This is a genomic window from Pseudomonas sp. GW821-FHT12A04 (assembly GCF_058807755.1).
The window spans coordinates 351391-365462 of record NZ_JBXAQZ010000001.1; the positions used below are offsets into that span (position 1 = coordinate 351391).

Consider the following 14072-nt stretch of genomic DNA (forward strand, 5'->3'; position numbering starts at 1 on the left):
GTTGGCTGCCAAGAAAAAACCTGCACCCAAGCGTGGCGCCAGCCGTTACCAAGCTCCTGCAAAGCAACCGATTCCGGGTTGGTTGTGGATGGTCATCGGCCTCACGGTCGGTGCGTTCCTTGTGTTTTTGATGAAACTGGAGCCGGGCAAGGGCAGCGACACGGTCAAGCGTGAAAAGGTCGAGCAACAGCAACAGCAGAAAGCCAGCAAGATCGCCGAGGCCAACAAGACCCCGCCGAGCCCGACGCAACCGGTGAAGCCGAAGTACGACTTCTACACCTTGCTGCCGGAATCGGAAGTCATCGTGCCGCCGGATGCCGTGCCGGAAAAAACCCTGCCGACGCCGCAAGTGCCTGCCATCCCGACCACGCCGGTCACCCCGGCCGAAGCGGCGAAGATCGACACCGCACGGGCCCAGGCTGCCTTGGCCGGGATTACTCCGCCTCCTGCACCACCGGTCAAGGCTGCGCCTGTGACGAAGTTTTTCCTGCAGGCTGGCTCGTTCCGCAAAGAGACCGATGCGGACAAGGTGCGGGCGCAGATCATCCTGCTGGGCCAGGCCGTGGCGGTTGAGTCCGGGACGGTGAAGGACGAAACCTGGTATCGGGTTCTGGTCGGGCCGTTCAGCAACCGCGAGCAACTGACCACCGCGCAGAAACAATTGGCGGGCGCAGGCTTCAGCAATTTGTTGTTACAACAACGCCAGAGCCGCTGATCCCTCCCTGTGGGCACCTTGCTTGAGGTTGCCCACAAACCCTGTGGCGAGGGGGCTTGCCCCCGCTGGGGTGCGAAGCGCCCCCAAACCCGGACACCACGTTGCTTCAGACAAATCCGGGATACCGGTTTTGCGGCCGCTGCGCGACCGAACGGGGGCGAGCCCCCTCACCACAGTTATTGCACGCCATTCGTCCCCCGCCGCTTCCTTCAGTTGAAATCCACTCCAGCACCCCCATATGAATGGGCATAAGGCATTTTCGCCCCGCTGCGTGGAGACTCTTCCCTTGACCACCATCGTTTCAGTTCGCCGCCACGGCAAAGTCGTCATGGGCGGCGACGGCCAGGTTTCCCTTGGTAATACCGTGATGAAAGGCAACGCGAAAAAAGTTCGCCGCCTGTACCACGGTCAGGTCATCGCCGGTTTTGCCGGTGCCACCGCTGACGCCTTTACCCTCTTCGAACGCTTCGAAGGCCAGCTTGAAAAACACCAGGGTCACCTGGTGCGCGCCGCCGTCGAACTCGCCAAAGAATGGCGCACCGACCGTTCCCTGAGCCGTCTTGAAGCCATGCTCGCGGTCGCCAACAAGGACGCCTCCCTGATCATCACCGGCAACGGCGATGTGGTTGAGCCCGAAGACGGCCTGATCGCCATGGGTTCCGGTGGCGCCTACGCCCAGGCCGCGGCCAGCGCGCTGCTGAAAAAGACCGACCTGTCAGCCCGGGAAATCGTCGAAACCGCCCTCGGTATCGCCGGCGACATCTGTGTATTCACCAACCACACCCAGACCATTGAGGAGCAGGACTGCGCCGAGTAAGCCCGTGCAGCCATCGCACCACGGCTCATTCTTGCTTGAGGTCCACTGAATATTATGTCCATGACTCCCCGTGAAATCGTCCACGAACTCAACCGCCACATCATCGGCCAGGACGATGCCAAGCGCGCCGTCGCCATTGCCCTGCGCAACCGCTGGCGCCGCATGCAACTGCCTGAAGAGCTGCGCGTTGAAGTAACGCCAAAGAACATCCTGATGATTGGCCCGACCGGTGTCGGTAAAACCGAGATCGCCCGTCGTCTGGCCAAACTGGCCAATGCGCCGTTCATCAAGGTCGAAGCGACCAAGTTCACTGAAGTCGGCTATGTCGGCCGCGACGTCGAATCGATCATTCGTGACCTGGCCGATGCCGCGATCAAGCTGCTGCGCGAACAGGAAATCGTCAAGGTTCGCCACCGCGCCGAAGACGCCGCCGAAGAGCGCATCCTCGATGCATTGCTGCCACCGGCGCGGATGGGCTTCAGCAGCGACGACGCCCCGACTGCCGATTCCAACACCCGCCAGCTGTTCCGCAAGCGCCTGCGTGAAGGTCAGCTGGATGACAAGGAGATCGAAATCGAGGTCGCCGAAATGACCGGCGTCGATATCTCCGCGCCACCGGGCATGGAAGAAATGACCAACCAGTTGCAAAGCCTGTTTGCCAACATGGGCAAGGGCAAGAAGAAAGCCCGCAAGCTCAAGGTCAAGGAAGCGCTCAAGCTGGTGCGCGACGAAGAAGCCGGTCGCCTGGTCAACGATGAAGAGTTGAAGGCCAAGGCCCTGGAAGCGGTCGAGCAGCACGGCATCGTGTTCATCGACGAAATCGACAAGGTCGCCAAGCGTGGCAATTCCGGTGGCGTCGATGTGTCCCGCGAAGGCGTGCAGCGCGACCTGCTGCCGCTGATCGAAGGCTGCACCGTCAACACCAAGCTGGGCATGGTCAAGACCGACCACATCCTGTTCATTGCTTCGGGTGCGTTCCACCTGAGCAAGCCGAGCGACCTGGTGCCAGAGCTACAAGGCCGTCTGCCGATCCGTGTCGAACTCAAGGCCCTGACCCCTGAGGATTTCGAACGCATCCTCAGCGAGCCTCACGCCTCGCTCACCGAGCAATACTGCGCTCTGCTGAAAACCGAAGGCCTGGGCATCGAGTTCCAGCCGAGCGGCATCAAGCGCATCGCGGAGATCGCCTGGCAGGTCAACGAGAAAACCGAAAACATCGGTGCCCGTCGCCTGCACACCCTGCTCGAGCGCCTGCTCGAAGAGGTGTCGTTCAGCGCCGGCGACCTGGCCAGCGCCCATGACGACAAGGTGATCCAGATCGACGCCGACTACGTCAACAGCCACCTGGGTGAATTGGCACAGAACGAAGACCTGTCCCGTTATATCCTGTAAGCCATACTTACAGCGATAGAGATCCTGTGGGAGCGAGCCTGTGGCGAGGGGGCTTGCCCCCGTTGGGGCGCGAAGCGCACCTAAAACCAGCCACCGCGATCCTGAATCAGAATGCGGTGATCGGTTTTACGACTGCTTCGCAGTCGAACGGGGGCAAGCCCCCTCGCCACAGGCTCGCTCCCACAAGGTTCTGCACAAGACGGACATCTGGCCATGATCCCCACCGACATCAAGCTGCACAAAGCCTCGAAAACCCTGACGCTCAAATACGCGTCCGGCGAGGAGTACACCCTGCCCGCCGAGTTCTTGCGCGTGCACTCTCCTTCCGCCGAGGTCCAGGGCCACGGCAAACCCATCCTGCAATTTGGCAAGATCAACGTAGGACTGACCAAGGTAGAACCCGCCGGTCAGTACGCACTGAAATTGACCTTCGATGACGGCCACGACAGCGGCTTGTTCACCTGGGAATATCTGTACGAGCTGGGGCGACGTTATGACGCACTCTGGGAAGATTATCTGGCCGAGCTAAAAGCCGCCGGAAAAACCCGCGATCCGAACGAATCCGTCGTCAGGCTGATGCTCTAATCCGAGCCTCTTGCTCTTTAGAGGGCATTTTCTAATTTCATCTGTTTGAATGCTCCGCTCCAGGGCCGCCGATTGGCCTGCTTGCGAAAAAAATTAAACTCGGGTAACCAATGGAACTGGCAAGTTCCCTGCAGTGCTCTCTGCATTAAAAAAGCAGCGATGCAGTATTAACGGTCACCCCGAGCAGTAGTACCTGGCATTGGCTGTGTGACTACACAGCAGGACCCGGTACTCGTCTCAGGACAATGGAGCGTCGTAGATGAGTAACAAGAATAACGATGACTTGAAGAGTCAAGCCTCGGAAAACACCTTGGGGCTGAATCCTGTCGTTGGACTGCGTGGAAAGGATCTACTGGCTTCTGCTCGAATGGTGCTCAGGCAGGCCATCAAGCAACCGATACACAGCGCCAAGCATGTCGCTCATTTCGGCCTTGAACTCAAGAACGTGCTGCTCGGCAAATCCGAGCTGCTGCCGACCAGCGATGACCGTCGTTTCGCGGATCCGGCCTGGAGCCAGAACCCGCTCTACAAACGTTATCTGCAAACCTACCTGGCGTGGCGCAAGGAACTCCACGACTGGATCGACGACAGTAACCTGCCGGCCAAGGACGTCAGCCGCGGGCACTTCGTGATCAACCTCATGACCGAGGCCTTCGCCCCGACCAACACGGCGGCCAACCCGGCGGCGGTCAAGCGCTTCTTCGAAACCGGCGGCAAGAGCCTGCTCGATGGCCTCTCGCATCTGGCCAAGGACCTGGTGCATAACGGCGGCATGCCGAGCCAGGTCAACATGGGTGCATTCGAGGTCGGCAAAACCCTTGGCGTGACCGAGGGTGCGGTGATCTTTCGCAACGACGTGCTGGAGCTGATCCAGTACAAGCCGACCACCGAGCAGGTGCATGAGCGCCCACTGCTGGTGGTACCGCCGCAGATCAACAAGTTCTACGTTTTCGACCTGAGCCCGGAAAAGAGCCTGGCGCGGTTCTGCCTGCGCAACAACATGCAGACCTTCATCGTCAGCTGGCGCAACCCGACCAAGGAGCAGCGCGAGTGGGGCCTGTCGACCTACATCGAAGCGCTCAAGGAAGCGGTTGATGTGGTCACCGCCATCACCGGCAGCAAAGACGTGAACATGCTCGGTGCCTGCTCCGGCGGCATCACCTGCACCGCGCTGCTGGGCCACTACGCGGCAATCGGCGAGAACAAGGTCAACGCCCTGACCCTGCTGGTCAGCGTGCTCGACACCACCCTGGACAGCGACGTGGCCCTGTTCGTCGACGAGCAAACCCTGGAAGCCGCCAAGCGCCAGTCGTACCAGGCCGGTGTACTCGAAGGCCGCGACATGGCGAAAGTCTTCGCCTGGATGCGCCCCAACGACCTGATCTGGAACTACTGGGTCAACAACTACCTGTTGGGCAACGAGCCGCCGGTATTCGACATTCTGTTCTGGAACAACGACACCACCCGGTTGCCCGCCGCGTTCCATGGCGACCTGATCGAGATGTTCAAAAGTAACCCGTTGACCCGTGCCGATGCACTGGAAGTGTGCGGTACGCCGATCGATCTGAAGAAGGTCACCGCCGACATCTTCTCGCTGGCCGGCACCAGCGACCACATTACCCCGTGGCGCTCCTGCTACAAGTCGGCGCAACTGTTCGGGGGCAACGTTGAATTCGTGCTGTCCAGCAGCGGACACATCCAGAGCATTCTGAACCCGCCGGGCAATCCGAAATCGCGCTACATGACCAGCACTGAAATGCCCGTCAATGCCGATGACTGGCAGGAAGAGTCGACCAAGCACGCCGACTCCTGGTGGCTGCACTGGCAGGCGTGGCAGGCACAGCGTTCGGGCAACCTGAAAAAAGCTCCGCTGAAATTGGGCAACAAGGCCTATCCCGCGGGTGAAGCCGCGCCAGGCACCTATGTGCATGAGCGGTAACTGACACACCTCGACTTCCCTGTGGGAGCGAGCTTGCTCGCGATGACGGTGGCAGGTTTGGCATATGCGCTGACTGACACTCCGCCATCGCGAGCAAGCTCGCTCCCACAAAGGGGTCGAGGAAGAATTTGAGAAAGCGACCCACAGGGCCAGAAGCATGCCGCAACCCTTCATATTCCGTACCGTCGATCTGGATGGCCAGACGCTCCGCACGGCGGTACGCCCCGGCAAGCCTCACTTGACGCCCCTGCTGATTTTCAACGGCATCGGCGCCAACCTGGAGCTGGTGTTCCCGTTCATCGCGGCACTGGACCCGGACCTGGAAGTCATCGCCTTCGACGTACCCGGCGTCGGCGGTTCGTCGACACCAAACCGGCCGTATCGTTTTCCGAGCCTTGCGAAGCTCACGGCGCGGATGCTCGACTATCTCGACTACGGGCAGGTCAACGTCATCGGCGTGTCCTGGGGGGGTGCCCTGGCTCAACAGTTCGCCTACGACTATCCGGAGCGCTGCAAGAAACTCGTGCTGGCGGCAACGGCGGCGGGTGCGGTGATGGTACCGGGCAAGCCGAAAGTGCTGTGGATGATGGCCAGCCCGCGACGCTACATCCAACCGTCCCACGTGATCCGCATTGCGCCGATGATCTACGGCGGCGCTTTCCGTCGCGACCCGACGCTGGCCGCGAGCCATGCGGCCAAGGTGCGTTCAGCGGGCAAGCTCGGATACTACTGGCAGCTGTTCGCCGGCCTCGGCTGGACCAGCATCCACTGGTTGCACAAGATCCGCCAGCCGACCCTGGTACTGGCCGGCGACGATGACCCGCTGATCCCGTTGGTCAACATGCGCTTGCTGGCCTGGCGGATCCCCAACGCCCAGTTGCACATCATCGATGACGGGCATTTGTTCCTGATTACCCGGGCCGAAGCGGTGGCCCCGATCATCATGAAATTCCTGGAAGAGGAGCGCCAGCGCGCGGTGATGCATCCGCGTCCGGCGCCATTGGGCAGCTAAACCGCTGCATCAGCGGCCGGCAGGACGCCACGCCGCGCAACAACCCGTTACAGCGTCTATGGTGTTCTGGTTCGGTGTGTTTGTTTTTAGCCTGAAGACGAAGGAGTGTTGACTCATGCGCGAGAAACCAGCGAGGGATTCCTTACCGACTCCCGCCGCGTTCATCAATGCACAGAGTGCGATTACCGGCCTGCGCGGTCGGGATCTGTTATCGACCCTGCGTAGTGTGGCCGCCCATGGCTTGCGCAATCCGGTGCACAGTGCCCGACATGCCCTCAAACTCGGCGGCCAGCTTGGTCGTGTGCTGCTGGGCGAAACCCTGCACCCGACCAACCCGCAGGACACCCGCTTCACCGATCCGGCATGGAGCCTCAACCCGTTTTATCGCCGCAGCCTGCAGGCCTATCTTAGCTGGCAGAAACAGGTCAAGAGCTGGATCGACGAGAGCGACATGAGCCCGGACGACCGCGCCCGTGCCCACTTTGCGTTCACCTTGCTCAACGACGCCGTATCACCCTCCAACACCCTGCTCAATCCACTGGCGGTCAAGGAGCTCTTCAATTCCGGCGGTAACAGCCTGGTGCGTGGCATCAGCCATTTGGTGGACGATCTGCTGCACAACGACGGCCTGCCCCGGCAAGTCACCAAGCAAGCATTCGAGGTTGGCAAGACGGTCGCCACCTCCACCGGAGCCGTGGTGTTTCGCAACGAACTGCTGGAGTTGATCCAGTACAAACCGATGAGCGAAAAGCAGTATTCCAAGCCCCTGCTGGTGGTGCCGCCGCAAATCAACAAGTACTACATTTTCGACCTGAGCCCCCACAACAGCTTCGTCCAGTACGCGCTGAAAAACGGCCTGCAAACCTTCATGATCAGTTGGCGCAACCCGGATGTGCGTCACCGCGAATGGGGGCTCTCGACCTACGTGGAAGCCGTAGAAGAGGCCATGAATGTCTGCCGGGCGATCACCGGCGCACGGGAGGTCAACCTGATGGGCGCTTGCGCCGGCGGTCTGACCATTGCCGCGCTGCAAGGACACCTGCAGGCCAAACGGCAGCTGCGCAGGGTGTCCAGCGCAACTTACCTGGTGAGCCTGCTCGACAGCCAGATGGACAGCCCCGCAACGCTGTTCGCCGACGAACAGACTCTGGAAGCCGCCAAACGCCGCTCCTATCAGAAAGGTGTATTGGACGGCCGTGACATGGCCAAGGTCTTCGCCTGGATGCGCCCCAACGATTTGATCTGGAGCTACTTCGTCAACAACTACCTGTTGGGCAAGGAGCCACCGGCGTTCGACATTCTCTACTGGAACAACGACAACACGCGCCTGCCGGCCGCCCTGCATGGTGACCTGCTGGACTTCTTCAAGCACAACCCGCTGACTCACCCGGGCGGCCTGGAAGTGTGTGGCACACCGATCGACTTGCAGAAGGTCACCGTCGACAGCTTCAGCGTCGCCGGCATCAACGATCACATCACGCCGTGGGACGCGGTGTATCGCTCGACGCTGTTGCTCGGTGGCGAGCGGCGCTTCGTGCTGTCCAACAGCGGCCATGTGCAGAGCATCCTCAACCCGCCGAGCAACCCGAAAGCCAACTACGTCGAGAACGGCAAATTCAGCAGCGACCCACGGGCCTGGTACTACGACGCCAAGCGTGTCGATGGCAGTTGGTGGACCCAATGGCTTGGCTGGATTCAGGAACGCTCCGGCGCGCAGAAGGAAACCCACATGGCGCTCGGCAACCAGAACTATCCACCGATGGAGGCAGCACCCGGTACTTACGTGCGCGTGCGCTGACGTTCAACGAGCCACGGCCACTGTCGGCCGTGGCAAGACCCGATCATTAAGAAGACTGGATGAAAACCCGCGACCGGATCCTCGAATGTGCCCTGCAGTTGTTCAATCAGAAGGGCGAACCGAATGTCTCCACCATGGAAGTTGCCAATGAGATGGGCATCAGCCCGGGCAACCTCTACTACCACTTCCACGGCAAGGAGCCTCTGATTCTCGGGCTGTTCGAGCGTTTCCAGGGCGAACTGGCCCCCTTGCTCGATCCACCGGCCGATGCCGAACTGGCACCCGAAGAATACTGGCTGTTCCTGCACCTGATCGTCGAACGCCTGTCCCACTACCGGTTCCTGTTCCAGGATCTGTCGAACCTCGCCGGGCGCCTGCCGAAACTGGCCAAGGGCATTCGCAACCTGCTCAATGCACTCAAGCGCACACTGGCGTCGCTGCTGGCACGATTGAAGGCGCAAGGGCTGCTGGTCAGCGATACCCAGGCACTGGGGCAACTGGTGGAGCAGATCACCATGACGCTGCTTTTTTCACTGGACTATCAGCGGATTCTTGATCGTCAGGGCGAAGTGCGATTGGTGGTTTACCAGATCATGATGCTGGTGGCGCCGCACCTGCTGCCATCGATGAAGGCCGCGACCGAACAGATGGCGATGGAGTACCTGGAAGACCACGAATAACCCTGACACCCACCAACCCTGTGGGAGCGAGCTTGCTCGCGATGGCGGCAGATCAGCCAACATCAATGTTGAATGTGATGGCCTCATCGCGAGCAAGCTCGCTCCCACATTGGGCTTGTGTCGGTCAGAGATTCGCACACAAACAAAAACGCCCGACCTTCACAGGCCGGGCGTTTTCTTGAGCCCTGAAAATCAGGACTGACTGGTTGGCGTCGATGGAGCTGGCGCGACAGTCGGGGTGACCGCAGGGGTCGGTGCGGTAGCGGAGTTCGAAGCGCTGACCGGAGCGGCCGGCGTTGCCGGTTTGGCAGCTGCCACTGCTGGTTTTGGCGCAACGGCCTTTGGAGCTGCCGGCTTTTTCACCGCTGGTTTTTTCGCCGCAGCGGGTTTGGCCGCTGCAGTTTTCGCTGCAGGCTTGGCGGCCGGTTTAGCCGCTGGTTTGGCGGCGGCTTTTGCAGCCACCGGCTTGGCTGCAGGTTTGGCTGCGGCCGGTTTGGCGGCTGCAGTTTTAGCCGCAGGCTTGGCAGCAGGTTTAGCCGCTGCTTTTGCCAGTGGCTTGGCTGCGGTTTTGGCAGCAGGCTTGGCTGCCGCGGTTTTCGCCGCAACAGGCGCAACCTTCGCACCGGTCAGTTTTTCGATTTGCTTGGTCAGGGTTTCGACCTTGCTGTGCAGTGCCTTGACCTCGTTGCGGCTCGGTACGCCCAGACGCGAAATGGCGCTATTCAGACGCTTGTCGAAAGCACCTTCCAGCTCATCCCACTTGCCCAGTGCGCGATCTTTCACGCCGCTGATGCGCGACTTGGCCGAAGAAGCGGAGTCCTTGGCGGCGTCGACAGTCTTGCCAACAGCGCTCTTGGTGAGCTTCTCGGCTTTCTCGCCGTCCTTAACCAATGCATCGAAGAGTTTGCTGCCGTCAGTGTCGATCTTCGAGTACACGCCTAAACCAGCCAGCCAGATTTTTCGGGAGTAATCTTCAACCTTCCCGATCCACGAGCTGCCTTCTTTTTCGGTTTTCTTTTTAACAGCCATCCCGTTCTCCTTAAGATTTACGCGCGACACGTTCGAGCAATGCCGTCAGCTCATCGAGCTTAGCAGAGAGTGTCTCAACGTCATGTTTAGACGGAATACCGATACGATTCAAGGTACTTGCGACACGCGTGTCGAACGCCTTCTCGACCTTGTCGAGTTGAACCTCGACCTTGCCTTTGAAAGTGCTGACTTCACTCTTGGCTTCATCGATCTCGGCATTGGCCGCTTCAAGCTTCTCAGCGACTACCTTTTTGCCTTTCTTTTCAACAACCTGACCAGCCTTGATCAGCTCTTGAAAGTACTCGCTGCCCTCTTGGCCGACCTTGGCGTAGGCACCCAGGCCTGCCAGCCAGATCTTGCGGGCATAGGATTTGACGTCGCCCAGCGTGCCGGTCGACGGGTCGATTTTTTTCTTCAAAATAACTTTGGCCATGGTGCACCTCACGCGCAGAAGGTTTGAGGAACTGCCCGGGTAAGTGTCGGGCTCTGGCACAAAGTAGGGAGAAAAATTAGAAACGGCACCCTAACAAATGACATAAACCTTTGAGAACGCCACGCAAAAAACTGTGGGAGCGAGCTTGCTCGCGATGGCGGTGCATCAGTCGACAATGATATTGACTGACACTGCGCCATCGCGAGCAAGCTCGCTCCCACAGGGGATCTCATTACAGCTGGAAATCAGGCCAGGGCCTTGTCGAGCGCCTTTTCGATTTCCGCTTTGATCATGCCGCTCATGGCCGACATCATCAGGCCCAGTTCCACGTCGACCTTGATCGAATCTTCACTGACATGCACCGCACCCTTCACACCCGAGCGCTTGAGGTTCAAGGTGTCGCCGGACCACTGCGGCTCCAGGCCATACTGATCGGAAAGTTTCTGCGCCAGCTTGTCGGCCTTCTCGCGAGCCGCTTCCTTACCCAGGCCATGGGCACGTTCAACACTAATACGGGCCATCAAATGACTCCTGCTTTATGGATGCTTTCCCGAGGCATCTTGACCTCTGCTGCGTCAAAACGTCCCGATGGTTGCCCATCTTACCTTCAGCCTTGCCAAGACAAAGCATGCCTTGGGGATTAGAATGTCGCGCATTCTCTTTTGGTGACAGCGATATGACTGATCAGCGCAAAGGCAGCGATGCCGAACCCACCACTCACTTCGGCTTCAAAAACGTTCCGGAAAGCCAGAAAGCGGAAAAAGTCGCTGAGGTTTTCCACTCGGTAGCCGCCAAGTACGACCTGATGAACGACCTTCTGTCGGGCGGCATGCACCGTCTGTGGAAGCGTTTCGCGATCGAACTGTCGGGCGTTCGTGCCGGCAATCGCGTACTCGACATCGCCGGCGGCACTGGCGACCTGACCAAAAAATTCTCGCACCTGGTAGGCCCGACCGGCCAGGTCGTGTTGGCCGACATCAACGAATCCATGCTCAAGGTCGGTCGTGACCGCCTCCTGGACCTCGGTGTGGCCGGCAACGTCGAATTCGTCCAGGCCGACGCGGAAAAACTGCCGTTCCCGGACAACCATTTCGACTGCGTGACCATCGCCTTCGGCCTGCGCAACGTGACCCACAAGGAAGATGCCCTGCGCTCGATGCTGCGCGTGCTCAAGCCGGGCGGCCGCTTGTTGGTACTGGAGTTCTCCAAGCCGACCAACGCACTGATGTCCAAGGCCTACGATGCTTACTCGTTCGCCTTCATGCCGCTGATGGGCAAGCTGATCACCAACGACTCGGAAAGCTATCGCTACCTGGCCGAATCGATCCGCATGCACCCGAACCAGGAAACCCTGAAGTCGATGATGGTCGAGGCCGGTTTCGACCGCGTGACCTATCACAACATGACCGCAGGCATCGTTGCCCTGCACCGCGGCATCAAGCCCTGATGTTGCTCGCCGGCCTGCTCGCCAGCGTTGAACTCGGCCTGAACCGGGTGCTGCGTCTCGACAGCACGGCGCTGCCGCGGCTGGCGCATTTGACCGGCAAAGTGATTGCCGTCGATTGCCGCAGCCCGGTGCTGCAACTGTTCATCCTGCCCAGCGACGAAGGCCTGATGCTCGCCTCCCAGTGGGAAACCGGCGCCGACTGCACCTTGCGTGCACCGGCCTCGAGCCTGTTGAAACTGGCGATGAGCAAGGACAAGACCTCGGTCCTGCACGCCCCTGAAGTCGAACTCGACGGCGACAGCGGCGTGCTGCTGGAACTGGCGGCGATCCTCCAGGACCTGGAGCTGGATTGGGAGTACGAACTCTCGCGCTGGCTGGGTCCGGTGGCCACGCAACTGGTCGGCGGTCACCTGCGCAGCCGCGCCCGCTGGTATCAGCAAGGGTTCGCCAGCCTCAATCAGAACCTGGGCGAATACCTGGCCGAAGAATCGCGCACCCTCGTCGGTCAGCGCGAAGCCGAAGCCCGATTCAGTGAGCTGGACCAGATCAAGCTTGATCTTGAACGTCTCGAGGCGCGTTTCGAGCGCCTTTCCCGATCCCTCGACCCAAGCGATAACGCATGAAGCTGCTTGCCGTCCGCCGTCTGTTGCGCATCCAGCGCGTCGTGATCCGCTACCGCCTCGATGACCTGCTGTTCGCCCTGCCGCTGCCCTGGTTCTTGCGGGCGCTGCGTTACGCCTTGCCGTGGCGCTGGTTCCCGCGCAAGACCCTGGACCTGAGCCGTGGCGCGCGTTTGCGCCTGGCGTTGCAGGACCTGGGGCCGATCTTCATCAAGTTCGGGCAGATCCTGTCCACTCGCCGCGACCTGTTGCCCGAGGACATCGCCGACGAACTGATGAAGCTGCAGGACCGCGTACCGCCATTCGACTCGCAAGTGTCGGTCAAGCTGATCGAAGAACAGCTGGGCAAGAAAATCAGCGAAGTCTTCAGCCGTTTCGACGTCGAACCGCTGGCCTCGGCCTCGGTGGCGCAGGTGCACGCCGCGCAACTGAAAACCGGTGAAGAAGTGGTGGTCAAGGTGATCCGCCCGGGCCTCAAGCCGGTGATTGCCCAAGACCTGGCGTGGCTGTTCATCCTCGCCCGCGCCGCCGAAAAACTCTCGGCCGATGCACGCCTGCTGCACCCGGTGGACGTGGTCAGCGATTATGAAAAAACCATCTACGACGAACTCGACCTGCTGCGCGAGGCGGCCAACGCCAGCCAGTTGAAGCGCAACTTCGACGGCTCGCCGCTGCTGTACGTACCGCAAGTCTATTGGGACTGGTGCCGGCCGAAAGTGCTGGTGATGGAACGCATCTACGGTATTCAGGTTACCGATCTGGCGACTCTGGCCGACCAGCGCACGGACATGAAAATGCTCGCCGAGCGTGGCGTGGAGATTTTCTTCACCCAGGTGTTCCGCGACAGTTTCTTCCACGCCGACATGCACCCCGGCAACATTTTCGTCAGCACCGTGAGTCCGTGGAGCCCGCAGTACATTGCGATCGACTGCGGCATCGTCGGCAGCCTGACCCCGGAAGACCAGGATTACCTGGCGCGCAACCTGTTCGCCTTCTTCAAGCGCGATTACCGTCGCGTGGCGCAGTTGCACATCGATTCGGGCTGGGTGCCGGCGGAAACCAAGCTCAACGAATTCGAAGCGGCGATCCGTACCGTGTGCGAGCCGATCTTCGAAAAACCGTTAAAAGATATTTCCTTCGGTCAGGTGCTGATGCGCCTGTTCCAGACTGCGCGCCGCTTCAACATGGAAGTGCAGCCACAGTTGGTCCTGCTGCAAAAAACCCTGTTGAACATCGAAGGCCTGGGCCGCCAGCTGTACCCGGACCTCGATCTGTGGAATACCGCTCAGCCATTCCTCGAACGCTGGATGCGCGAGCGGGTCAGCCCCAAAGCCCTGCTCGGCAACGTGCACAGCCAGTTCGAACAGATCCCGCACCTGGCCAACATGGCCCGCGACCTGCTCGAACGCATGTCCCAACCCCACGCCTACGACCCGCCGCCACCGTGGCGTCGACGCCGTGACGACTGGTTCCTGCGCCTGCTCGGTACGGCCCATCTGGCCGGTGGCGCCGTCCTTGCCGCTGGCGGACCGCTGAACCAGTTGGCCTATTGGCCGGCGGGAATCATGATGGCGGTCGGTTTGTATCTGGTCGTGCGCCGATAGC

The 14072-nt window shown here is 60.3% G+C and carries 14 protein-coding genes; 11 read left to right on the forward strand and 3 right to left on the reverse strand.

From position 1 onward, the window contains the following. Position 1: 1 nt before the first annotated feature. From AC1RS8_RS01465 to AC1RS8_RS01500, 8 genes are all read left to right on the forward strand, one after another. Positions 2 to 715 carry an SPOR domain-containing protein gene (locus AC1RS8_RS01465; RefSeq protein ID WP_057712359.1) on the forward strand — a complete coding sequence of 238 codons (714 nt, stop codon included), beginning with the start codon at positions 2 to 4 and terminating at the stop codon, positions 713 to 715. Positions 716 to 1001: 286 nt separating this feature from the next. Then, positions 1002 to 1532, forward strand: a complete 531-nt coding sequence (gene hslV / locus AC1RS8_RS01470) for an ATP-dependent protease subunit HslV (protein WP_007975582.1) — start codon at positions 1002 to 1004, stop codon at positions 1530 to 1532. Between the two features lie 54 nt (positions 1533 to 1586). Next, positions 1587 to 2924 (forward strand): ATP-dependent protease ATPase subunit HslU, encoded by a 1338-nt coding sequence (hslU, locus tag AC1RS8_RS01475; RefSeq protein WP_150811968.1) that lies wholly within the window; start codon positions 1587 to 1589, stop codon positions 2922 to 2924. 213 nt (positions 2925 to 3137) lie between these two features. Next, complete coding sequence (locus AC1RS8_RS01480; protein WP_057712361.1) at positions 3138 to 3509, forward strand: gamma-butyrobetaine hydroxylase family protein; 372 nt, start codon at positions 3138 to 3140, stop codon at positions 3507 to 3509. A gap of 259 nt (positions 3510 to 3768) precedes the next feature. Continuing rightward, a complete protein-coding gene (phaC, locus tag AC1RS8_RS01485) occupies positions 3769 to 5448 on the forward strand; it encodes a class II poly(R)-hydroxyalkanoic acid synthase (RefSeq protein ID WP_489339601.1) in 1680 nt (559 codons plus the stop codon). A 157-nt stretch (positions 5449 to 5605) separates the two neighbouring features. Next, positions 5606 to 6460 (forward strand): poly(3-hydroxyalkanoate) depolymerase, encoded by an 855-nt coding sequence (gene phaZ, locus AC1RS8_RS01490; protein ID WP_057712363.1) that lies wholly within the window; start codon positions 5606 to 5608, stop codon positions 6458 to 6460. Between the two features lie 115 nt (positions 6461 to 6575). Continuing rightward, positions 6576 to 8258 (forward strand): class II poly(R)-hydroxyalkanoic acid synthase, encoded by a 1683-nt coding sequence (phaC, locus tag AC1RS8_RS01495; RefSeq protein ID WP_090452657.1) that lies wholly within the window; start codon positions 6576 to 6578, stop codon positions 8256 to 8258. Positions 8259 to 8317: 59 nt separating this feature from the next. Then, a complete protein-coding gene (locus AC1RS8_RS01500) occupies positions 8318 to 8938 on the forward strand; it encodes a TetR/AcrR family transcriptional regulator (protein ID WP_057712365.1) in 621 nt (206 codons plus the stop codon). Between the two features lie 192 nt (positions 8939 to 9130). Here the strand turns inward: AC1RS8_RS01500 and AC1RS8_RS01505 are convergent, their stop codons facing one another. The 3 genes from AC1RS8_RS01505 to AC1RS8_RS01515 all read right to left on the reverse strand — a co-directional run bounded on the left by AC1RS8_RS01505 (position 9131) and on the right by AC1RS8_RS01515 (position 10921). Continuing rightward, positions 9131 to 9967, reverse strand: a complete 837-nt coding sequence (locus tag AC1RS8_RS01505) for a phasin family protein (protein ID WP_489339600.1) — start codon at positions 9965 to 9967, stop codon at positions 9131 to 9133. Between the two features lie 10 nt (positions 9968 to 9977). Then, positions 9978 to 10400, reverse strand: coding sequence for a phasin family protein (locus tag AC1RS8_RS01510; protein WP_057712367.1), 423 nt, complete (start codon positions 10398 to 10400; stop codon positions 9978 to 9980). 245 nt (positions 10401 to 10645) lie between these two features. Continuing rightward, the gene (locus AC1RS8_RS01515) at positions 10646 to 10921 is read right to left on the reverse strand and encodes a polyhydroxyalkanoic acid system family protein (RefSeq protein ID WP_150811973.1); all 276 of its coding nucleotides are present in this window, start codon (positions 10919 to 10921) and stop codon (positions 10646 to 10648) included. 155 nt (positions 10922 to 11076) lie between these two features. Between AC1RS8_RS01515 and ubiE the strand changes: the two genes are divergently transcribed. Genes ubiE through ubiB form a run of 3 tightly spaced genes read left to right on the forward strand, consistent with a single transcriptional unit; the run spans position 11077 to position 14071 of the window. Beyond that, complete coding sequence (ubiE, locus tag AC1RS8_RS01520; RefSeq protein ID WP_053153319.1) at positions 11077 to 11847, forward strand: bifunctional demethylmenaquinone methyltransferase/2-methoxy-6-polyprenyl-1,4-benzoquinol methylase UbiE; 771 nt, start codon at positions 11077 to 11079, stop codon at positions 11845 to 11847. Further along, positions 11847 to 12470: a ubiquinone biosynthesis accessory factor UbiJ gene (locus AC1RS8_RS01525; RefSeq protein ID WP_057712368.1), complete on the forward strand. Its 624-nt coding sequence runs from the start codon at positions 11847 to 11849 to the stop codon at positions 12468 to 12470. The genes ubiE and AC1RS8_RS01525 overlap by 1 nt, the downstream gene beginning before the upstream one ends. Continuing rightward, positions 12467 to 14071, forward strand: a complete 1605-nt coding sequence (gene ubiB, locus AC1RS8_RS01530) for a ubiquinone biosynthesis regulatory protein kinase UbiB (RefSeq protein ID WP_090452651.1) — start codon at positions 12467 to 12469, stop codon at positions 14069 to 14071. The genes AC1RS8_RS01525 and ubiB overlap by 4 nt, the downstream gene beginning before the upstream one ends. Position 14072: the final 1 nt, after the last annotated feature.